A 20,592-nucleotide genomic window follows, 5' to 3' on the forward strand; every position below is an offset into this window, starting at 1 on the left:
GCAGGGTAGCCCAGGGCGCGAAAAATCGCACCCGATGTTTCGCTCAGGCACCCCTGGCGATGCCGTGTTTGCGCAGTTTTCGATACAAGGTATTGCGGCTGATGCCCAAGTGCTCGGCGACACGGGTGAGGTGCCAGCGGTTTGACTCCAGTACAGACATAAGCGCCTGGCGCTCCGCCTCCTCAAGGCATACATGCGCTTCTTTGTGGGGGCGGGCTTGCCCCGCGAAAGGGCCTGCATTAGCACCTCGATTAGCTGATCGGACGCCTTCGCGGGGCAAGCCCGCTCCCACAGAGGCCCCATGAGCCCTGATAATTGCGGGCAGATCCGCAAACGTGACATGGCCATGCTCACAAAGCGCCACCAGCGTACGCAGCACATTACGCATCTGCCGCACATTGCCCGGCCAGGCGAAGTCCAGCAACGCTTGGCGTGCCCTCGGCTCGACTTCGATCACTTGGCCCTGCGCCTCCTGGCGCAACAGGAAATTCAGCAATTGAGCCTTGTCACTGCGCTCACGCACCGCCGGCAGGGCGACTTCCAAACCATTGAGCCGGTAATACAGATCTTCTCGGAAGCTCCCCTGCTCCACTCGTTCCAGCAAGTCCCGGTGGGTCGCACTGACGATGCGCACATCCACCGCCTGTGGATCACCTCCGATCGGCACCACCTGACGTTCTTCCAGCACCCGCAGCAGGCGGGTCTGCAACGCCAGCGGCATGTCTCCGATCTCGTCCAGCAGCGTGCCGCCATCGGCCTGCAGCAGCTTGCCACGCATACCTTCCTTGCGCGCGCCGGTAAAGCTGCCGCCGCGATAACCGAACAACTCGCTCTCGATCAGGCTTTCCGGGATCGACGCACAGTTGACCGCCACGAACGGCTTGCCGCGGCGCTGGCTAGCCTGGTGCACGGCCTGGGCGAAGGCCTCTTTGCCGCAGCCGGTTTCGCCACTCAATAGCAGCGGCACATCCCGTTCGAACACCCGTACGGCTCGGCGGAAGTCATTCTGCAGCGCCGGGTCCAGCAGGCAGATGCCCGGCGCTTCTTCACGCCGGGCCTGAGGCAGGCTGACCGGCACCGACCACACAGGCGCCTTCGCCTGACCCCGCAGGCTGGCGAACACCTGGCGGCCATCGCGGGTGTACAGCGGCCAGGCGGGGCTGCCGTTGGGCATGGCGCGGCTGAACAGTTCGTCGTGGTTGCAGGCGAAAAACCGCTCCAGCGGCTTGCCCAGCACGCCGCCACGTATAGTTCCCAGCAAGTTGAGAGCGCTCTGGTTGGCCGCACAGATGCGACCCTCGCCATCGAACGCCAACAGCCCTTCGCTGAACAACCCCACCGACTCGGCTTGAAGATGGAAGCGCAGCAGCCATTGCTGCTCGAAATGACGCAGGAAATAGCAACTCTCGATCATCTTGGCCGAGAGGTTGACCAGCGCCATGGTGTGGAACTGGCTCTGGCGCGAAACATCCGGCCGCGCCGAGGACACATCGAGCACGCCCAGCAACTCGCCATGCGGGTCGAACACCGGGCTGGCCGAGCAAGTCAGGCCGGTATGGCGACCGCGAAAATGTTCGTTCTGATGGATGGTCAGGGCCTGGCGCTCGACCAGGCAGGTGCCAATGCCATTGGTGCCCTCGCTGGCCTCGCTCCAGTCCGCGCCCAACCACAGCCCGGCGCGCTCGAAGATGCGCCGCTCGCTGGGCGCAGTCACACAATTAAGGATCACGCCGCGGGCGTCGGTCAGCAGCACCGCATGGCCAGCGCCGCTGAGCTGCTGATGCAGGCTGTTCATTTCCGTATCAGCGATCTGCAGTACCTGGCGCAGGCGCTCGCGGCTTTCCAGCAGCCGGCCATGCTCAAGCACCACAGGTGCAGCCTGCATCGAAGGGTCGAGGTGGTAGTCCTCCAGGCAGCGTAGCCAGGAGCGGGCGATGGACGGGTCGCTGCCGGCCTCGCCATGGGCCACGGTATGCACCTGCTGGGCATGGCGGCTGAGGTGGTTGCTCTGCATGGGTTGTTGTTCTCCGCAGATGAAGCCTTCAGCCAGCATCCTCCACCCGCCCACGCTTTGCAATGCACCGCCATGGCGCGTGTCGCAAACGGTACAAAGTGTCACCCCAAGCGTCCCGGCAACGGTACGCAAGCCTTCAGCGTTCTTTGTAGAAGTGAGCTAACCCATTGATCCAACTAGGCACCCCGACGCTGGCCCGACCTTTGCTCTACGCTTCTCAACTCCTCAACAAACACAATTAACCAGGAGACACACCATGCGTTATGCACATCCCGGTACCGAAGGCGCGAAGGTTTCCTTCAAGAGCCGCTACGGCAACTTCATCGGTGGTGAGTTCGTAGCTCCGGTCAAGGGGCAGTATTTCGAAAACACCTCCCCGGTGAATGGCAAGCTGATCGCAGAATTCCCCCGCTCCACTGCCGAAGACATCGACAAGGCGCTCGACGCCGCCCACGCCGCCGCCGACGCCTGGGGGCGCACCTGCGTGCAGGACCGCTCCAACGTGCTGCTGAAGATCGCCGACCGTATCGAGCAGAACCTCGAAGTCCTGGCCATCACCGAAACCTGGGACAACGGCAAGCCAATCCGTGAAACCCTCAACGCCGACATTCCGCTGGCGGTCGACCACTTCCGCTATTTCGCCGGCTGCATCCGCGCCCAGGAAGGCGGCGCCGCAGAAATCAACGAAGGCACCGTGGCCTACCACATCCATGAGCCACTGGGTGTGGTCGGGCAGATCATCCCGTGGAACTTCCCGATCCTGATGGCCGCCTGGAAGCTCGCCCCGGCCCTGGCCGCCGGCAACTGCGTGGTACTCAAACCGGCCGAGCAAACGCCGCTGGGCATCACCGTGCTGGTCGAGCTGATCGGCGACCTGCTGCCACCTGGCGTGCTCAACGTGGTGCAGGGCTATGGCCGCGAGGCCGGTGAAGCGCTGGCCACCAGCAAGCGCATCGCCAAGATCGCCTTCACCGGCTCCACCCCGGTCGGCTCGCACATCATGAAATGCGCCGCCGAGAACATCATCCCATCCACCGTCGAGCTGGGCGGCAAGTCGCCGAACGTGTACTTCGAAGACATCATGCAGGCCGAGCCGAGCTTCATCGAGAAGGCCGCCGAAGGCATGGTGCTGGCGTTCTTCAACCAGGGCGAAGTGTGCACCTGCCCGTCGCGGGCGCTGGTGCAGGAGTCGATCTACCCGCAGTTCATGGAAGTGGTGATGAAGAAGGTGCTGCAGATCAAGCGCGGCGACCCGCTCGACACCGACACCATGGTCGGCGCCCAGGCCTCGCAGCAGCAGTTCGAAAAGATTCTCTCGTACCTGCAGATCGCCCAGGACGAAGGTGCCGAGCTGCTGACCGGCGGCAAGGTCGAGAAGCTCGAAGGCTCGCTGGCCACCGGTTACTACATCCAGCCGACCCTGCTCAAGGGCAACAACAAGATGCGCGTGTTCCAGGAAGAAATCTTCGGCCCGGTGGTCAGCGTCACCACCTTCAAGGACGAAGCCGAAGCCCTGGCCATCGCCAACGACACCGAGTTCGGCCTCGGCGCCGGCGTGTGGACCCGCGACATCAACCGCGCCTACCGCATGGGCCGTGGCATCAAGGCCGGCCGCGTGTGGACCAACTGCTACCACCTGTACCCGGCGCATGCCGCGTTCGGTGGCTACAAGAAGTCCGGCGTGGGGCGTGAAACCCACAAGATGATGCTCGACCACTACCAGCAGACCAAGAACCTGCTGGTGAGCTACGACATCAACCCGCTGGGCTTCTTCTAAGCCCGTCAGCAGAGCGGTTCGCGTGCACGAACCGCTCTGGCTCGCTTTCTGCAGTACTTATCACCATCGGCCCGGAACCCCTCCGGCCACCAAGAAAAACAACAGGTGAATCTATGCCAAGCGATCAATCCGCCGGCACGCCGGCAGGTGCATCCGTCGACTTCGAAAAGGTCGGCTCGGACTATTTCCAGCAACGTGAACTGAAAAAAGGCGCCGCCGGCTGGGTGCTGCTGGTGGGCTTGGGCGTGGCCTACGTGATTTCCGGCGACTACGCCGGCTGGAACTTCGGCCTGGCCCAGGGCGGCTGGGGCGGCATGTTCCTCGCCACCCTGCTGATGGCCACCATGTACCTGTGCATGTGCTTCTCGCTGGCCGAGCTGTCCTCGATGATCCCCACCGCAGGTGGCGGCTACGGCTTCGCCCGCAGCGCCTTCGGGCCTTGGGGCGGGTTTCTCACCGGCACGGCGATCCTCATCGAGTACGCCATCGCCCCGGCGGCCATCGCCGTGTTCATCGGCGCCTATTGCCAGTCACTGTTCGGCATCGGCGGCTGGATGATCTACCTGGCGTTCTACATCGTCTTCATCGGCATCCACATCTTCGGCGTCGGTGAAGCCCTGAAACTGATGTTCATCATCACCGCCGTGGCTGCCATCGCCCTGGCGGTATTCCTGGTGGGCATGGTGCCCCATTTTGATGCAGCGAACCTGTTCGACATCGCCCAGACCGATGCAGTCGGCGCCAGCAGCTTCCTGCCCTTCGGCTACGTCGGCGTGTGGGCGGCCATCCCCTACGCGATCTGGTTCTTCCTGGCCGTCGAAGGTGTGCCGCTGGCCGCTGAAGAAACCAAGAACCCGAAACGCGACCTGCCGCGCGGCTTGATCGGCGCGATGCTGGTGCTGCTGGCCTTCGCGTTGTTGATTCTGGTGGTTGGCCCAGGTGGTGCAGGCTCAGAAGCGCTGAAAGCCTCCGGCAACCCACTGGTCGAGGCGCTTTCCAAGGCATACGGCGGCTCTACCTGGATGGGCAGCTTCGTCAACCTCGTCGGGTTGGCTGGCCTGATCGCCAGCTTCTTCTCGATCATCTATGCCTATTCACGGCAGATCTTCGCGCTGTCCCGCGCGGGTTACCTGCCGCGCAAACTCTCCGAAACCAACAAGAGCAAGGCCCCGGTGCTGGCCCTGATCATTCCCGGCATTATCGGCTTCGCCTTGTCGTTGACCGGCCAGGGCGACCTGTTGATCCTGGTCGCGGTGTTCGGCGCGACGCTGTCCTATGTGCTGATGATGGCCGCGCACATCACCTTGCGCATCCGTCGGCCAAAAATGGAACGCCCCTACCGCACCCCTGGCGGCATCTTCACTTCAGGCGTGGCGCTGGTGCTGGCCTGCATTGCGGTGGTCGCAGGCTTCCTGGTCGACCCACGGGTGGTAATTGGCGCCGCCGTGATCTATGCCGTATTGATCGCCTACTTTGCGTTCTACAGCCGCCACCACCTGGTGGCGGGCACACCGGAAGAGGAATTCGCCGCGATCCAGAAGGCCGAAGAGGCCTTGCACTGATCGCCGACACCCGCCGCAGCCAAGGGCTGCGGCGCTCTGGAGATTCTGTATGGCAAGTTTCGTACACACGGTAGGCCACCTGGTCTACCGCTTCGACAGCCTCAAGGACGTGATGGCCAAGGCCAGCCCGGCACGTTCCGGCGACTACCTGGCGGGCGTCGCCGCGGCCAACGACGGTGAGCGGGTAGCAGCACAGATGGCCCTGGCCAATATCCCGCTCAGCCATTTTCTCACTGAAGCGCTGATCCCCTACGAGCAAGACGAAGTCACCCGCCTGATCATCGATACACACGACGCCCAGGCCTTCTCCCCGGTCAGCCACCTGACCGTGGGCGGCCTGCGTGACTGGCTGCTCGGCGACGCAGCCGACGAGCACAGCCTGCGCGCCCTGGCGCCTGGCCTGACGCCAGAAATGGCCGCCGCCGTGTCGAAGATCATGCGTGTGCAAGACCTGGTGCTGGTGGCGCAGAAGATCCGCGTGGTCACGCAATTTCGCGGCACCATGGGCCTGCGCGGGCGCCTGTCGACCCGCCTGCAGCCCAACCACCCCACCGACGAGCCGGCCGGGATCGCCGCCAGCATCCTCGACGGCCTGCTGTACGGCAACGGCGACGCCATGATCGGCATCAACCCGGCCACCGACAGCATTGCCTCGATCTGCGCCCTGCTGGAAATGCTCGACGCCATCATCCAGCGCTACGACATCCCCACCCAGGCCTGTGTGCTGACCCACGTCACCACCTCGATCGAAGCGATCAACCGGGGGGTGCCGCTGGACCTGGTGTTCCAGTCGATCGCCGGCACCGAGGCGGCCAACGCCGGCTTTGGCATCAACCTGAACGTCTTGCAGGAAGGTTACGAGGCAGGCCTGTCGCTCAAGCGCGGCACGCTGGGGCAAAACCTGATGTATTTCGAAACCGGCCAGGGCAGCGCCCTTTCGGCCAATGCCCACCACGGCGTCGACCAGCAGACCTGCGAAACCCGCGCCTACGCCGTGGCGCGCCATTTCAAACCGTTTCTGGTCAACACCGTGGTCGGCTTCATCGGCCCCGAGTACCTGTACAACGGCAAGCAGATCATCCGTGCCGGCCTCGAAGACCACTTCTGCGGCAAGCTGCTTGGCGTGCCGATGGGCTGCGACATCTGCTACACCAACCACGCCGAAGCCGACCAGGACGACATGGACACCCTGCTGACCCTGCTGGGCGTGGCCGGGATCAACTTCATCATGGGCATCCCCGGCTCCGACGACATCATGCTCAACTACCAGACCACCTCGTTCCATGACGCGCTGTACGCGCGCCAGACCCTGGGCCTCAAGCCGGGGCCGGAGTTCGAGGCCTGGCTGCAGCGCACTGGCATCTTCACCCAGGCCGATGGCCGCGTGCGCTTTGGCGACAACCTGCCGCCGGCGTTTCGCCAGGCGTTGGCGCAGCTTGCATAAGGATGACCATGGCAGACCGTACTCCCACCCCCGACAATCCCTGGCTGGCCCTGCGCAACCTGACCCCCGCGCGCATCGCCCTGGGCCGCAGCGGCACCAGCCTGCCGACCGCGGCGCAGCTGGATTTCCAATTCGCCCACGCCCAGGCGCGTGACGCCGTGCACCTGGGTTTCGACCACCAGACCCTGACCGAGCAGCTCAAAGGCCGTGGCCGCGACAGCCTGGTGCTGCACAGCGCCGCCAGCGACCGCCATCAATACCTGCAACGCCCCGACCTGGGGCGGCGCCTGAATGACGAATCGGCCGAGCGGTTGCGCCAGCATGCCCAGGCCAACCCAGGCGGGTGCGACCTGGCCATCGTAGTCGCGGACGGCCTTTCGGCGCTGGCCGTGCACCGCCATACCCTGCCGTTCCTTGCACGTTTTGAAGAGCAGGCCGCCGCCGATGCCTGGAGCAGCGCACCGGTGATACTGGTGGAGCAAGGCCGCGTGGCGGTGGCCGACGAAGTGGGCCAATTGCTCGGTGCACGCATGACCGTGATGCTGATCGGCGAGCGGCCAGGCTTGAGCTCGCCTGACAGCCTGGGCCTGTACTTCACCTATGCGCCGAAGGTCGGCCTGACCGACGCCTACCGCAACTGCATCTCCAACGTGCGCCTGGAGGGCCTCAGTTACGGCATGGCTGCGCACCGCCTGCTATACCTGATGCGCGAAGCCTGCCGCCGGCAGTTGTCAGGCGTGAACCTCAAGGATGAAGCAGAGGTCCATAGCCTCGACAGTGAAAAACCCCCCAATCAGAAAGGCAACTTCCTGCTCGGCAAAGGGTAAACAACATGTCACGGAAGGCGGATTGCGCTTCTGGCCGGCATTGGGCAGCATGAGTTTCGAAGCTGCTGGCATTCCGCCGTCTCCCCAAATGGACTCTGAGGGCCGCACATGCGCATCATCAAGGCAACCCTGGAACACCTCGACCTGATTACCCCGCTGTTCGTCCGCTACCGCGAGTTCTATGGGCAGCTGCCGTATCCGGACAGCTCGCGCAAGTTCCTGGAAACGCGCCTCAAGCGCGGCGAATCGGTCATTTATCTGGCCCTGCCCGATGAAGATGATGACAAGCTGCTGGGCTTCTGCCAGCTATACCCGAGCTTCTCGTCGTTGTCGCTGAAACGGGTGTGGATTCTCAACGATATCTTCGTGGCCGAAGATTCGCGGCGCATGCTGGTGGCCGACCACCTGATGCGTGAGGCCAGGAAGATGGCCAAGGACACCCAGGCGGTGCGCATGCGGGTATCGACCAGCGCCGACAACGAGGTGGCGCGCAAGACCTATGAATCCATCGGGTTTCGCAAGGACACCGAGTTCGAGAACTACATCCTGCCGATCAGCCAGGACTGATCGATACCGGCCTCTTCGCGGGGCAAGCCCGCTCCCACAGGTACACCACCGCTCTTGAGGGCAGTAGAGTACCTGTGGGAGCGGGCTTGCCCCGCGAAGAGGCCGGCACTGACGCCCCAGTAACCCCCCGCTACAATCTCCCCGGGCATCATTCCTACATAGCCGTATAATGCCCTCTCCTGACATGTGTGAAAAATTACCCTCCCGCAGGTCCGCGTGCCAGTAGCTGCGGGTCAAGAACACAGGTGCTGTACATGGATTTCAACCCGCTGGACCTCATCCTGCATCTCGATGCCTATCTCGATCTGCTGGTCACCAACTACGGCCCCTGGATCTACGCCATCCTGTTCACCGTGATTTTTTGCGAGACCGGCCTTGTCGTAATGCCCTTCCTGCCGGGCGATTCGCTGCTGTTCATCGCCGGCGCCGTGGCTGCCGGTGGCGGCATGGACCCAGTGCTGCTGGCGGGCCTGCTGATGGCTGCGGCAATCATGGGCGACAGCACCAATTACGTGATCGGGCGAACGGCGGGCGAACGGCTGTTCAACAACCCCAACTCGAAAATCTTCCGCCGCGATTACCTGCAGCGCACCCACGAATTCTATGAGCGCCATGGCGGCAAGACCGTCACCCTGGCGCGCTTCCTGCCGATCCTGCGCACCTTCGCGCCGTTCGTCGCCGGTATCGCCCACATGCATTACCCGCGCTTCCTGGGCTTCAGCGTCGCCGGTTCGATCCTGTGGGTCGGTGGCCTGGTCACCCTCGGCTACTTCTTTGGCAATGTGCCTTTCATCAAGCAGCACCTGTCGCTGATGGTGGTCGCGATCATCTTCCTGTCGCTGGTGCCGATGGTCCTTGGCCTGCTGCGTGGCCGCCTGAGCCGCACGGCGAAGGCACACTGACAGCGTCCATGTGGTCCTTCAGCGCCTGGCGGCGCAAGCGCACCCTGGCGCGCTATCCGGTAGACGCGCAGCAATGGCAGGCGGTGCGCGACCGCCTGCCGATGCTCGACGGTATCAGCGACAACGAGAACCGCTGGCTGCGCGAAGCCTGCATCCTGTTTCTGCTCGACAAGCACCTGACCACCCTGCCCGGGGTCGAACTGGACGATGAACAGCGCCTGTTCCTCGCCGCCCAGGCCCAATTGCCACTGCTGCACCTGGGCGAGCTGAACTGGTACCAGGGCTTTCACGAGATCATCCTTTACCCCGACGACTTCAAAAGCCCCCAGCGTCATCGCGACGCCAGCGGCGTGGAGCATGTGTGGGATGCCGAGCACAGCGGCGAGGCGTGGCAGCAAGGCCCGGTGATCATGGCCTGGGCCGGAGTGCTGAGCAGCGGCGGTTGGGAGGCTTACAACCTGGTGATCCACGAACTGGCGCACAAGCTCGACATGCTCAATGGCGATGCCAACGGCCTGCCACCGCTGCACGCAGGCATGCAGGTCGAAGCCTGGGCCACGGCCATGCAGCAGGCCTATGACGACCTCAACCGCCAACTGGACGCCGACCCCGACGCCGAAACCGCCATCGACCCCTACGCCGCCGAAAACCCGGCGGAATTCTTCGCCGTCACCAGCGAGTATTTCTTCAGCGCCCCGGATCTGTTGCAACAGGCGTATCCACAGGTGTACCAGCAGCTCATGCTGTTCTACCGCCAGGACCCGCTGGCACGCCTGACAGGCTTGCAGGCCGAACATCCGGACTACCGCGAAAGCCATGCCTGATGCGCCCGCGCATCCGGTGAAGCGTGGCATGCAGGGGCGGAATATGCCTATAATCGCCGCCACTTTTTCTGATCAGACACGGGGGCACTGCCCAATGAGCTACAGCAATATCAAGCCTGGCCAAGACCCGAACGACATCTATGTCGCCATCGAAATCCCGGCCAACCACGCGCCAATCAAGTACGAAATCGACAAGGACAGCGACACCCTGTTCGTCGACCGTTTCATGGCCACCCCGATGTTCTACCCGGCCAACTACGGTTTCATCCCGAACACCCTGGCCGACGACGGTGATCCGCTGGACGTGCTGGTCGTTACCCCGTACCCAGTTGCTCCAGGCTCGGTCATCCGTGCTCGCCCGGTCGGTATCCTGAACATGACCGACGACGGCGGCGGCGACGCCAAGGTCATCGCTGTTCCACACGACAAGCTGACTCAGCTGTACGTCGATGTGAAGGAATACACCGACCTGCCAGGCCTGCTGCTGGAACAGATCAAGCACTTCTTCGAGAACTACAAGGATCTCGAGAAAGGCAAGTGGGTCAAGATCGAAGGCTGGGAAGGCGCTGACGCCGCCCGCACTGCGATCACCAAATCGATCGCTGCCTACAAAGGCTGATACCGATCGCACGAAGCCCCGCCTCGGCGGGGCTTTTTTGTGGGCGCTCGGCAAGCAGTAACAAATCCTACACAGCCCTAATCCAGCGCCCTACAACAAATCCCTTTTCGCACAGATCAAGTCAACATCCGGTTCATTTCCCTGCTGGCACACCGCCGCTAGACTCGGCCGCATGAACAGATCCGGTGACCGCCTCAAGGCACTGCTTCACGAATGTGGCCTGACCCCCTCCGACTTCGCCGCCCAGCGCCGCGTTACGCCCCAGCACGTCAACAACTGGTTCAAGCGCGGCATTCCCCTGGCACGCCTGGATGAACTGGCCGACCTGTTTTGCGTGCACCGCCGCTGGCTGCGCAGTGGCGAAGGCCCCAAGCACCCCAGCTCGATTCGCCGCAGTTTCGCCGTGCAGCCCGCGGTGGAAGATTCACCCACGTCGCTGCTGACCCCGGCGACGCAGTTCGTGCAGGTACCGTATCAAGAAGTGCGCGAAGGCCGGCTCGTTTCGGTCGACAACCATTACCTGCAGCTACCGGCTCAAGCATTACAGACTTTGAACGTGGCGGTGAAGCATGCGGCCTGCCTGGCCATGCCCAGCAACAACATGGCACCCTGGATCCCCCGCGACGCAATCCTGGCCATCGACCTCAGCCAGACCCAGGTCATAGACGGTGAAACCTACGCCCTGCTGCATAACGGCACCCTCCGGGTGAACAGCCTGAGCCTGGGCCAATGGCACCCTGTGCCTGCACAGCCACGACCGGCGTAACTTCACTGTGGAACGCTTCACCCCAACCCAGCGTCATGCGCAGCATTTGCAGATCCTCGGCTGGGTGTTCCACTGGTCGCATTTCCGTCAATATCGCCCGGACTGAAACACCCTGTGCCATTTTTTGCTGGGCATCCCTCCCCGGCCCTTGTATGCTACGCGGCACATTCAGCCCAGGCCCGCGCAAGCCGCGATCCAGAGGGCTCGGCAGCGTTCCACACGAGCGTTCGCCATCTCTTTCAGGCCCTTGCTGGCCACACAGTTAAGGCGGTTGCGGCTTACCATAAATTAGCCGGAAGCGTCCCCGAGAAGCCGGCCACAAGCCGGCTTTTTAATGCCTGTTTGATGGCATACCCCGGAATTTTTTGCTGCTCTGGCTGGCCTCATCGCGGCTGAAGCCGCTCCTACGGGAACCGCGCAACCCTCTGTAGGAGCGGATTCATCCGCGATGCGCCGCGCGGGCGGCGCTCGATGTATGCCTCCCTCGAAACCCGAGGCAGGCACCTGATACCCCCTACCGAACTCTAGAAATCATACCGCGCCCCCACCATCATGCTCCGCGATGGCCCATAGAAGTTGAACGTCGACGTCGACCCCACCCGCGACAGGTAATCCCGGTCGAACAGGTTGTTGACGTTGAACGTCGCGGTCAGCTTCGAGGTCACCGGATACGACAACATCGCATCCACCGTCGCATACCCCGGCGCATCGATGCGCACGCCGCCGTTCTCGGAGTAGAAGTTGCTCATCGCCGATACCCCGCCACCGATGGCCAGCCCGGTCAGCGGGCCTTGGCTGATGGTGTACTTGCTCCACAGCGAGGCCTGGTTGCGCGGCATGATGAAGAAAGTTGTTTCGGCGTCACCGTCGACGGTTTCGGTCTCCATCCAGGTGTAGCCCGCCAACAGCTCCCAGTTCGGCGTCAGCTTGCCGCTGACTTCCACTTCGGCGCCTTTGACGCGGGTCTTGCCGGAAGCGACGGAGAAGCCGGTGTCCACGCCATCTTCATCGTATTCGGTGCTGGCGCGGTTCTTGTCGGTCAGGCGGAAGACCGAGAAGCGCGTATTGAGGTCGCCACCGAAGTAGCTGCTCTTCAGGCCGAACTCGTACTGCTCGCCCTCACGCGGCTTGAGCACCCGGCCATTGCCGTCGGTGTCCGACTGCGGCTTGAACACCTGCGAATAGCTGGCGTACAGCGCATGGTTTTCGGTCAGGTCATAGACCGCGCCGGCGTATGGCGTGAAGCGGCCATCGACCCGTTTGTCGTCGTCAACCGTCGACCCGCTGCTCAGGGTCGTGGTGTAGAAATCACCGCGATACCAGCTGAAGCGGCCACCAGCGATCAGCGCCAGGCGCTCGATCGGGCGGAAGGTGACCTTGGAGTACAGGCCGTATTCTTCCTCTTGCATGCCGGTTTCGGTGCTGTAGTTCGGTGACGGCTTGGCGAAGCGGGTCGGCGTGTAGGTGTTGACGTTGATGGCACCAAGGTTGGTAGTGCCATTGAGGTACTCGGTGTCGTAGTTCTTGTAGTCGGTGCCGACCACGAACTCGCTGACCTGGCCGAAGGTTTCGAACGGCTGGCTGTAGCTGGCGTCCAGCGAGTAGGTGTCCTGGGTGAAGTCGCGGGCGCTGGCGCGCTCGGAATTGGCTCCAGTGGTGGCGTTGGTTGCGGTGAAGGCATACAGGTAATTGGTGTCGCGGTGCGAGCCACGGGCAGCGATGCGGCCATAGCCGCCGTTGTCGAAGCGGTGCGTCAACTCGGCCACCAGGTCGGTAGTCTTGCCGTCGAAGTAGTTCCAGTCGGCGCCGAGGAAGCGCGAATGGCTGAAGTCAGGGACTTCACCGGACAGCGTGGCCGGATAGCCGTTGTGCGGGGTGATGTTCTTCACTTCGTGGATCAGGCCGAACGACAGCTGGGTGTCGTCGTCCAGGTCGATATCCAGCGCGCCGTAGTAGCTGTTGCTGGTGTTGGCGTTGTAATCGACTTCGCCATTGGTGTCGTCACGCGAGGCGATGAAGCGCCCGCGCACGCGGCCCGCTTCGTCCAGCGGCCCGCTCAGGTCGATTTCTTCGTGGTTGGTGTCCCAGGTGCCGTAGCTGCCCTCGACATGGCCCTGGAATTCGGCGGTCGGGCGCTTGCGCACCATGTTGACGATGCCGCCCAGCTCGCTGGTGCTGCTGAACAGGCCGGCCGGGCCACGCATGATCTCGACCCGGTCGAACGCCGCCAGCGACGGCACGGTGCCGAAGATACTGGCCATCGGCGCCGGCAGGCCGTCGATGTTGAACTCGCTGTATTCGTAGCCACGGGCATAGATCGATGAACGGCCGCTGTCGTTGGTCAGGGTACGCAGACCCGCGGTGTACTTGGCCAGGTCATCGAGGTGCACGAACTGGCGATCCTTGACGTAGTCCTGGGTGTAGACGGTGATGGATTGCGGGATGTCCTTGAGCGCGGCAGGGGTCTTGGTGCCTACGGTGGCGGCGTCGACGCTGTAGCCGCCGGTGGCCTCGGAGGGCAGCATGTCGTACAGGCGGTTGCCTTCGATGGTCAATGCCGGCAGGTCCAACGCATTCTCCGCGACCGCCTGGGTCGCTACCGTTTCAGCCAATGCCGACAACGAAAACGGTGCCAGCAGGCCGACGACCAACCATCCGCGAACCCGTCGCGTGCTCCCCACACTGTTAAAACCGCTCATGACACACCCTTCGCCCAAATGATATTTAATCGCAAACGAAACACGTTGCTTTTTGCGAACGATACCGGACGAAAACCGGGGGTGCAGCAGACTTAACCTTCTTAACACATGCAGCTTGCACGGGATGATTGCCCTCCCCCTGCCTGCAATGGGATGATCGCCAACTGATACGAATTCTCATTCAAGACCCACCATGCCCACCTCACTCCTGCTCGTCGAAGATGACTCACGCCTGCGCGAGGACTTGCACCGCCACTTCCTCAACCGGGGGTTCCAGGTGCACGCCTGCAGCAGCGGGACCAGCGCCATGAGTGCTGTGCAGCAAAACCATTTCGACCTGGTGTTGCTGGACATCATGCTGCCCGGCATCGACGGCCTCAGCCTGCTCGACGAACTGCGCCGGCAACAGGCAGTACCGGTGATGCTGATGTCGGCCCTGGGCGCCGAGCAGGACCGCATCAGTGGCTTTACTCGCGGTGCGGACGATTACCTGCCCAAGCCCTTCAGCCTGGCGGAGCTGGATGCGCGGGTCGATGCCCTGCTGCGGCGCGTGGCCTTCGGTCGGGGAACGGTCGTGCACAGCGAGGCCAGCCAGTTGGTGTTCGATCAGGACCTGCAGGATGTGTTGCACCACGGCAAGGCCGCCGGCCTCACCACGTCCGAGTTCCGCTTGCTGGCAACGCTCAGCGCCCATCCCGGCGAAGCCTTGAGCAAAGCATTCCTCTACCAGACCGTGCTGCACCGGGCGTACACCCGCCTGGACCGTGGCCTCGACGTGCACGTGTGCAACCTGCGCCGCAAGCTTGCCGATATCGCCGCCCAGCATGTGCAAATCCAGGCCGTGCGTGGCCAGGGCTACATTCTGGTCGACGCGGAACAGGCCTGATGCGCCGCCATCCGTTGCTGTGGAAACTCGCGGCCCTGCAGGTCAGCTTCTGCCTGCTGCTGACCTGGCTGATCTGGACTTGGGGCCTGTCGGTGGAGCGCAGCAGCTATTTCCTGTCCCGGGCCGACCAGGATTACCTCGCACGCTACGCGCAGCAGGCTGAAGCGGCCTGGCAACAAGGTGGGGCGACTGGCGCCGAGGCCTACCGTCGTGAACTGGAGCGGGCCGAAGATACCTGGGCGGTGTTGATCGGCCCGCATCTGCAAAGCCTCGGCACCACGCCCCTGACTGCCGAGGAGGCCAGCCACCTGACCTTCATGCGCAAGCTCAGCTGGCCGATGAGCCGGCGGCTGCGCGATGAACTGCCCTACGTCAGCATCGAATTCCCGCAGCACCCCGAAAACGGGCGACTGGTGCTGCAACTCCCCGAACGCCTGTTGCCGACAGGCCTGACACCCTGGACCCACGTCATCACCCACGGCGTTGCCCCCACCCTGCTGGCCCTGCTGTTGGGCCTGGCGATCTACCGACAATTGATCGTGCCGCTGAACCGCCTGCGCGACCGCGCCGATGCCTTGCGCGCGGACGACCTGGACAGCCCGGGCCTGCCCCTGCAAGACCGCCGCGACGAGCTGGGCGAACTGGCGCAGGCCTTCGAACATATGGCCGGGCGCCTGCGCCAGAGCCTGGAGCAGCAGCGCCTGCTGCTGCGCACGTTGTCGCACGAGCTGCGCACGCCCTTGGCGCGGCTGCGCATCGCCCACGACAGCGGCTTGCCGCCTGAGCAATTGCGCGAGCGCCTGGAGCATGAAGTCAACGACATGCAGAAGCTCCTGGAAGACACCCTGGACCTTGCCTGGATGGACACCGAGCAACCGCAACTGCCTACCGAGCCTGTGTTGATCGTGTCGGTCTGGGAAGCGCTGTGCCAGGACGCCTGCTTCGAAAGCGGCTGGGACCGCGCGCGCCTGCCCTGCTCGCTCGGCACCGATTGCCGGGTGCAGGTGCATCTGGACAGCCTGGCCCAGGCGCTGGAAAACCTGATGCGCAACGCCATTCGCCATTCGCCAACCGATGGTCGAGTGTGCCTGGATGGCTGGCGTGAGGGCGATTGCTGGCACCTGCGCCTGAGCGACCAGGGCCCCGGCGTGCCCCAGGCGGACCTCGAACGCATCTTCCAGCCTTACCAACGCCTGCAAGGCAGCGGCGCAGGCTTCGGCCTGGGCCTGGCCATCGCTCGCCGCGCGGTCGAGTTGCAAGGCGGTCGGCTATGGGCCAGCAATGGCCATCCCGGCCTGTGCCTGCACCTGTTGCTGCCGATCGCTCAGGAATGTTTAGAAAGTTAATGCGCTTTACGCTCAATCAGGACTGATTATCATCTCGTTCAACCGCCTTGCGCCCCTCGCAAAGCCCTGAAGAGACGCCTGATGAGCACGATCACCCTGTCCCTGGCCTTGGCGCTGGCCCTTGCCGCCCCGGCTGCCCTCGCGCAGCCCGAACGCGGTCAGAACATGGACACCTCGCTGCTGCAGCGACAAGACCTCGCCTATCGCTTCAGCCAGCTCGACCTGGACTCGGCCGACGGGCAGCGCCACTACCGCCTGTGGATCGGCAAACCCGACCGTCCAGCGCCCGCCGCGGGCTATCCAGTGCTGTGGATGCTCGACGGCAATGCGGCGATGGGCGCACTGGCCAGCGCCCAGTTGGACAAGCTTGCCGCAGGTCAAGCGCCGCTGCTGGTGGCAGTGGGGTATCAGACCGAACAGCGTATCGAACGTGTCGGTCGTACCTACGACTACACGCCACAGGTTCCTGGACTTACAGAACAGCGCGACCCGCTGACCGGCCAGCCGAGCGGTGGCGTCGATGCATTCTTCGACCTGCTGACCCAGCGCATGCGGCCGATGGTGGCTGCAGTCGCGCCAATCGACCTGCAGCGACAGACGCTGTGGGGGCATTCCTACGGCGGCCTGGCCGTGCTGCATGCATTGTTTACCCGGCCTGGCGAGTTCAGTCACTACGCGGCGGCCAGCCCATCGTTGTGGTGGCATGACGGGGCCATCGTCAATGAAGCCCAGGGCCTGCAGCAGCGCCTGGCGGGCAGCCGCCCGTCGCTGCTGCTGATGCGCGGAAGTGAAGAGCCCTCCAACCCACGAGCCCCAGTGAAAGGCGATGTGCAGCGACCGGCGCGCGAGCTGGCGACACAACTGGCCAAGGTACCGGGACTGAGCGTGCGCTTCGACCGCTTCGAGGGATTAGGGCATGGGCCGATGCTGGCCGCCTCGTTGCGCCAGGTGCTCGAGGGTATGTCTACCCCGGCGCAACCGCGCTAAAGGCCAGCCGCTCAAGGCTGAGCGTATTTGAGTACGTACAGGCACAACTCGCGGTAAACGTCGACAGGCAGTTGTGCCAGCAAGCCCTGGGCCCTGCCCAGTGTCTTGCAGTTGAGTTCGGCCATCGCCCGCCGATGGTCCGCACCGAGAATGCCGGCATGTACTACCTGGGCATATTGAAGGTAGGAACAAGGGAAGTTTGAAGTCGGGCTTCGCAGCACTTTGAAGTCGACGTTCAAATGCGCCGCCCGGAAAAAGCCTCGCCCCTGATAGGTATCTTGAGGCGCAAGGACACCCGGTTCGGTACAAATGCTGTGGCAGACCGGCAAACTTTCCTTGTTCGTCTCCAGCCCACGCTGATAAAGGACGATCTGCGCGCCGGGCACCTGGGTGCAGGCATCCTCGAACGCATCGATGATCGACCTGGCGTTCAACTGCGCCTGCTCGATCTGCGCCAGGCTCACCACCCGCTCGAGCTCATGATCACCGACACTGGCGACAACGCGGTTGAGCGTAGACCAGTGGCTGAACTCCTTCTGGCACGCTATCAGATGGACCTCGGCCTGGTAGCCCTGTGCAGCGGCGGCCGGCGGGAAATCCGCGAACAAAGGGCTATCGAGCGCGGTTTCCATGATGAAGTTGTAGCTGTTCTCCATCGCATAAGTCGTGATCATCGAACCCAACTTCCAGATGAAGGCTTCGGTATGCTCATAGACATGCAGCACCCCCTTTTCTTTCATCGCGTCATAGTGCGGGTGCAGTTCTCGAAAGCGAGTTTCGTACAGGCGGACGTAATTGTCATACTTGCCATCCTTGAGCAGCGTGTTTTCCAACAGATACGTCTTACCCGCGCCCTGTGCACCGGCAATGATGAGCATCTTGGGCTGGAGCTTGCCGTCGATGTGGTCACGGCTTTTTTCGAACAACTGATCGGCAAGCGAGCTGAAGGCTGCATGTACATCGGCATCAGTAAAGGAATAACTGTCGGGCATGGTGCAATCGTCCTTAATGGCTGAACTACGAAGGCTTGCAAAGTTAAAGCCGCCAAGCCTCGGCAAGCGGTAGATAACTATTACGCCCCTTCGAAAGTCGTACGCCACAGGGTTGCCACACGGGTGACACACTGCGGTATGCTTGCCCGGTCTTCAGGGCGGGGTGAAAGTCCCCACCGGCGGTAAATCGAAAGATGAGCCCGCGAGCGCCCCGGCCATGCCGGGGGTCAGCAGATCTGGTGCGATTCCAGAGCCGACGGTCATAGTCCGGATGAAAGAAGGCGTCAGCCAAGGGCCGTCAGGGCGCCCTTGCGCGCGCATTTTGTTCGCCCCGAGACGTTCATCGATCAATCACGAGGAGCGTTTCATGTCCCCCAAGCATCACCAGCAATTCCCCAATGTGTCCGCCGCCATTGCCGCCTTCCAGGCCGGCCGCCCCGTGCTGCTGCTCGACGATGACGACCGCGAGGATGAAGCCGACATCGTCGCCGCCGCCGAAAACCTGTCGCTGCAGACCATGGCCATGATGATTCGCGACTGCAGCGGCATCGTCTGCCTGTGCCTGGACGAAGCCTCCGTCGATGCTCTGCAGTTGGCGCCGATGGTGCAGAACAACCAGGCCCGCCACGGCACCGGCTTCACCGTCACCATCGAAGCGGCCGAAGGCGTCAGCACCGGGGTTTCGGCCCAGGACCGCATCACCACCATCGAAGCGGCGCTGCGCTCGACGGCCGAGCAGCGCCATATCGTCAGCCCCGGCCACGTGTTTCCGTTGCGCGCGCGCGACGGTGGCGTGCTGACCCGCCGTGGCCATACCGAGGGTTCGGTGGACCTCGCACGCCTGGCCGGGCTGCGGCCGGCGGCGGTGCTGTGCGAGCTGATGAACCCCGATGGCAGCATGGCCCGGGGCGAGCAGGTGGCGGTGTATGCGCGGCAGTACAATCTGCCGGTGCTGACCATTGCCGAGCTGGCGCGGTGTCGGGAGGCGATGGTGGAGCTGGAAGCCGAATCTGCCTGATGCATTGTATGGGGCCGCTCTGCGGCCCATTCGCGGGCAAGCCCGCTCCCACTGGTTCTGTACAGCTGTCGAAAATTGTGGAGATCCTGTGGGAGCGGGCTTGCCCGCGAAGAGGCCATCAAATGCCACATCACCGTGCCTGCAATTTGCTCCCCCCGCCCCGCTCTGCTAACGTCGCGCCGTTCCGACCCGCTACCGAGACCCGTCGCCATGGCCCGCAAAAAAGCCTCCATCGATTTCGAGCAATCCCTCGCCGACCTGCAAGCCCTGGTCGAGCGCCTGGAGAACGGCGAGTTGTCGCTGGAAGACTCGCTGGCCGCCTTCGAGCAGGGCATCGCCCTGACCCGCGATTGCCAAGGCGCCCTGGCTCAGGCCGAGCAGAAAGTGCAGATCCTGCTGGAGCGTGACGGCGAGCTCGCCGCACAGCCCTTCGATGCGGAGCCAGAAGCATGATCAGCGCTTACCAGGCCAGCTGCCAGGCCCGCGTCGACGCCGCCCTCGAACCCCTGTTCATCGCGCCTTCCAAAGAGCTTGAGCGGCTGTATGCCGCCATGCGCTACAGCGTGATGAACGGCGGCAAGCGCGTGCGCCCGTTGCTCGCCTATGCCGCCTGCCAAGCCCTGGGCGCGCCGGCCGAACAAGCCAACGGCGCCGCCTGCGCGGTGGAGCTGATCCACGCTTACTCGCTGGTGCATGACGACCTGCCGGCCATGGACGATGACGACCTGCGTCGCGGCCAGCCAACCACCCACAAAGCCTTCGACGAAGCCTGCGCGATCCTCGCTGGCGACGGCCTGCAGAGCCTGGCCTTCAGCGCCCTGCTCGACCCACGCCTGAGCCCGCAGCCCGACAGCATTCGCCTGGCCATGGTCCAGGCCCTGGCCAAGGCGGCCGGCCCGGCCGGCATGGTCGGTGGCCAGGCCATCGACCTTGGCTCGGTGGGCCTGAAGCTCGATCAACAGGCACTGGAATTCATGCACCGGCACAAGACCGGTGCGCTGATCGAAGCCAGCGTGCGCCTCGGCGCCCTGGCCAGCGGCCGCGCCGAACAAGCCCAGCTGGACGCCCTGCAGACTTATGCACAGGCCATCGGCCTGGCCTTCCAGGTGCAGGACGATATCCTCGACGTGGAAAGCGACACCGCCACCCTCGGCAAACGCCAGGGCGCTGACATAGCTCGTGACAAACCGACCTACCCGGCCCTGCTGGGCCTGGAGGCAGCCAAGGCCTATGCGATCGAACTGCGCGACCAGGCGCTGGGCGCCCTGCAAGGCCTGGGTGAAAACGCCGAACCGCTGCGGGCGTTGGCGCGCTACATCGTCGAACGCCGCCATTGATCGGGGCCACGCTGCGGCCCAACAG

General features: G+C 63.5%; 17 protein-coding genes, 1 pseudogene and 1 riboswitch. Of the genes and pseudogenes, 15 read left to right on the forward strand and 3 right to left on the reverse strand.

Annotation, left to right across the window (positions count from 1 at the left end; genetic code table 11):
- Positions 1-43: 43 nt before the first annotated feature.
- Positions 44-2,014 (reverse strand): sigma-54-dependent Fis family transcriptional regulator, encoded by a 1,971-nt coding sequence (locus ACIPZF_RS10765; protein WP_400798731.1) that lies wholly within the window; start codon positions 2,012-2,014, stop codon positions 44-46.
- A 256-nt stretch (positions 2,015-2,270) separates the two neighbouring features.
- On the opposite strand from ACIPZF_RS10765, the gene ACIPZF_RS10770 reads away from it, so the two are divergent.
- The 9 genes and pseudogenes from ACIPZF_RS10770 (at position 2,271) to ACIPZF_RS10810 (ending at position 11,408) form a co-directional block, all read left to right on the forward strand.
- Positions 2,271-3,791: an aldehyde dehydrogenase family protein gene (locus ACIPZF_RS10770; protein ID WP_400798733.1), complete on the forward strand. Its 1,521-nt coding sequence runs from the start codon at positions 2,271-2,273 to the stop codon at positions 3,789-3,791.
- A 113-nt stretch (positions 3,792-3,904) separates the two neighbouring features.
- Positions 3,905-5,353 carry an ethanolamine permease gene (gene eat, locus ACIPZF_RS10775; protein WP_400798735.1) on the forward strand — a complete coding sequence of 483 codons (1,449 nt, stop codon included), beginning with the start codon at positions 3,905-3,907 and terminating at the stop codon, positions 5,351-5,353.
- Positions 5,354-5,402: 49 nt separating this feature from the next.
- Entirely contained in the window at positions 5,403-6,797 is a 1,395-nt protein-coding gene (locus ACIPZF_RS10780) for an ethanolamine ammonia-lyase subunit EutB (RefSeq protein WP_400798738.1), read from the forward strand.
- An 8-nt stretch (positions 6,798-6,805) separates the two neighbouring features.
- Positions 6,806-7,624, forward strand: coding sequence for an ethanolamine ammonia-lyase subunit EutC (gene eutC, locus ACIPZF_RS10785; RefSeq protein ID WP_400798741.1), 819 nt, complete (start codon positions 6,806-6,808; stop codon positions 7,622-7,624).
- 108 nt (positions 7,625-7,732) lie between these two features.
- Positions 7,733-8,191, forward strand: coding sequence for a GNAT family N-acetyltransferase (locus ACIPZF_RS10790; RefSeq protein WP_400798744.1), 459 nt, complete (start codon positions 7,733-7,735; stop codon positions 8,189-8,191).
- 254 nt (positions 8,192-8,445) lie between these two features.
- On the forward strand, positions 8,446-9,093 hold the full coding sequence (locus ACIPZF_RS10795; RefSeq protein ID WP_400798746.1) for a DedA family protein: 648 nt from the start codon (positions 8,446-8,448) through the stop codon (positions 9,091-9,093).
- A gap of 8 nt (positions 9,094-9,101) precedes the next feature.
- Positions 9,102-9,917, forward strand: a complete 816-nt coding sequence (locus ACIPZF_RS10800; RefSeq protein ID WP_400798748.1) for a zinc-dependent peptidase — start codon at positions 9,102-9,104, stop codon at positions 9,915-9,917.
- Positions 9,918-10,011: 94 nt separating this feature from the next.
- Entirely contained in the window at positions 10,012-10,536 is a 525-nt protein-coding gene (ppa, locus tag ACIPZF_RS10805; RefSeq protein WP_400798751.1) for an inorganic diphosphatase, read from the forward strand.
- A gap of 172 nt (positions 10,537-10,708) precedes the next feature.
- Positions 10,709-11,408: pseudogene (locus ACIPZF_RS10810) on the forward strand (helix-turn-helix transcriptional regulator).
- Between the two features lie 418 nt (positions 11,409-11,826).
- Here ACIPZF_RS10810 and ACIPZF_RS10815 read toward each other — a convergent pair.
- Positions 11,827-14,001: a TonB-dependent siderophore receptor gene (locus ACIPZF_RS10815; protein ID WP_400798754.1), complete on the reverse strand. Its 2,175-nt coding sequence runs from the start codon at positions 13,999-14,001 to the stop codon at positions 11,827-11,829.
- 193 nt (positions 14,002-14,194) lie between these two features.
- On the opposite strand from ACIPZF_RS10815, the gene ACIPZF_RS10820 reads away from it, so the two are divergent.
- The 3 genes from ACIPZF_RS10820 (at position 14,195) to ACIPZF_RS10830 (ending at position 17,220) form a co-directional block, all read left to right on the forward strand.
- Positions 14,195-14,887: a response regulator transcription factor gene (locus ACIPZF_RS10820; protein WP_400798757.1), complete on the forward strand. Its 693-nt coding sequence runs from the start codon at positions 14,195-14,197 to the stop codon at positions 14,885-14,887.
- Positions 14,887-16,233 (forward strand): histidine kinase sensor domain-containing protein, encoded by a 1,347-nt coding sequence (locus tag ACIPZF_RS10825; protein WP_400798759.1) that lies wholly within the window; start codon positions 14,887-14,889, stop codon positions 16,231-16,233. The genes ACIPZF_RS10820 and ACIPZF_RS10825 overlap by 1 nt, the downstream gene beginning before the upstream one ends.
- Before the next feature lie 81 nt (positions 16,234-16,314).
- Positions 16,315-17,220: an alpha/beta hydrolase gene (locus ACIPZF_RS10830; RefSeq protein WP_400798762.1), complete on the forward strand. Its 906-nt coding sequence runs from the start codon at positions 16,315-16,317 to the stop codon at positions 17,218-17,220.
- An 11-nt stretch (positions 17,221-17,231) separates the two neighbouring features.
- Here the strand turns inward: ACIPZF_RS10830 and ACIPZF_RS10835 are convergent, their stop codons facing one another.
- Complete coding sequence (locus ACIPZF_RS10835; RefSeq protein ID WP_400798765.1) at positions 17,232-18,212, reverse strand: zeta toxin family protein; 981 nt, start codon at positions 18,210-18,212, stop codon at positions 17,232-17,234.
- A gap of 145 nt (positions 18,213-18,357) precedes the next feature.
- A riboswitch (FMN riboswitch) is annotated at positions 18,358-18,499 on the forward strand.
- Between the two features lie 80 nt (positions 18,500-18,579).
- Here ACIPZF_RS10835 and ribB point away from each other — a divergent pair.
- From ribB to ispA, 3 genes are all read left to right on the forward strand, one after another.
- Positions 18,580-19,230 (forward strand): 3,4-dihydroxy-2-butanone-4-phosphate synthase, encoded by a 651-nt coding sequence (ribB, locus tag ACIPZF_RS10840; protein WP_400798767.1) that lies wholly within the window; start codon positions 18,580-18,582, stop codon positions 19,228-19,230.
- 210 nt (positions 19,231-19,440) lie between these two features.
- On the forward strand, positions 19,441-19,683 hold the full coding sequence (locus tag ACIPZF_RS10845) for an exodeoxyribonuclease VII small subunit (protein WP_008092375.1): 243 nt from the start codon (positions 19,441-19,443) through the stop codon (positions 19,681-19,683).
- A complete protein-coding gene (gene ispA / locus ACIPZF_RS10850; RefSeq protein ID WP_400798769.1) occupies positions 19,680-20,567 on the forward strand; it encodes a (2E,6E)-farnesyl diphosphate synthase in 888 nt (295 codons plus the stop codon). The genes ACIPZF_RS10845 and ispA overlap by 4 nt, the downstream gene beginning before the upstream one ends.
- Positions 20,568-20,592 lie beyond the last annotated feature (25 nt).

Source organism: Pseudomonas sp. NPDC089752, from assembly GCF_044748725.1.
Lineage (GTDB): Bacteria > Pseudomonadota > Gammaproteobacteria > Pseudomonadales > Pseudomonadaceae > Aquipseudomonas.

Coding starts and splice junctions, on each gene's coding strand:
- ACIPZF_RS10765 (WP_400798731.1), bottom strand. CDS start 2,014: ATGCAGAGCAACCACCTCAGCCGCCATGCCCAGCAGGTGCATACCGTG.
- ACIPZF_RS10770 (WP_400798733.1), top strand. CDS start 2,271: ATGCGTTATGCACATCCCGGTACCGAAGGCGCGAAGGTTTCCTTCAAG.
- eat (WP_400798735.1), top strand. CDS start 3,905: ATGCCAAGCGATCAATCCGCCGGCACGCCGGCAGGTGCATCCGTCGAC.
- ACIPZF_RS10780 (WP_400798738.1), top strand. CDS start 5,403: ATGGCAAGTTTCGTACACACGGTAGGCCACCTGGTCTACCGCTTCGAC.
- eutC (WP_400798741.1), top strand. CDS start 6,806: ATGGCAGACCGTACTCCCACCCCCGACAATCCCTGGCTGGCCCTGCGC.
- ACIPZF_RS10790 (WP_400798744.1), top strand. CDS start 7,733: ATGCGCATCATCAAGGCAACCCTGGAACACCTCGACCTGATTACCCCG.
- ACIPZF_RS10795 (WP_400798746.1), top strand. CDS start 8,446: ATGGATTTCAACCCGCTGGACCTCATCCTGCATCTCGATGCCTATCTC.
- ACIPZF_RS10800 (WP_400798748.1), top strand. CDS start 9,102: ATGTGGTCCTTCAGCGCCTGGCGGCGCAAGCGCACCCTGGCGCGCTAT.
- ppa (WP_400798751.1), top strand. CDS start 10,012: ATGAGCTACAGCAATATCAAGCCTGGCCAAGACCCGAACGACATCTAT.
- ACIPZF_RS10815 (WP_400798754.1), bottom strand. CDS start 14,001: ATGAGCGGTTTTAACAGTGTGGGGAGCACGCGACGGGTTCGCGGATGG.
- ACIPZF_RS10820 (WP_400798757.1), top strand. CDS start 14,195: ATGCCCACCTCACTCCTGCTCGTCGAAGATGACTCACGCCTGCGCGAG.
- ACIPZF_RS10825 (WP_400798759.1), top strand. CDS start 14,887: ATGCGCCGCCATCCGTTGCTGTGGAAACTCGCGGCCCTGCAGGTCAGC.
- ACIPZF_RS10830 (WP_400798762.1), top strand. CDS start 16,315: ATGAGCACGATCACCCTGTCCCTGGCCTTGGCGCTGGCCCTTGCCGCC.
- ACIPZF_RS10835 (WP_400798765.1), bottom strand. CDS start 18,212: ATGCCCGACAGTTATTCCTTTACTGATGCCGATGTACATGCAGCCTTC.
- ribB (WP_400798767.1), top strand. CDS start 18,580: ATGTCCCCCAAGCATCACCAGCAATTCCCCAATGTGTCCGCCGCCATT.
- ACIPZF_RS10845 (WP_008092375.1), top strand. CDS start 19,441: ATGGCCCGCAAAAAAGCCTCCATCGATTTCGAGCAATCCCTCGCCGAC.
- ispA (WP_400798769.1), top strand. CDS start 19,680: ATGATCAGCGCTTACCAGGCCAGCTGCCAGGCCCGCGTCGACGCCGCC.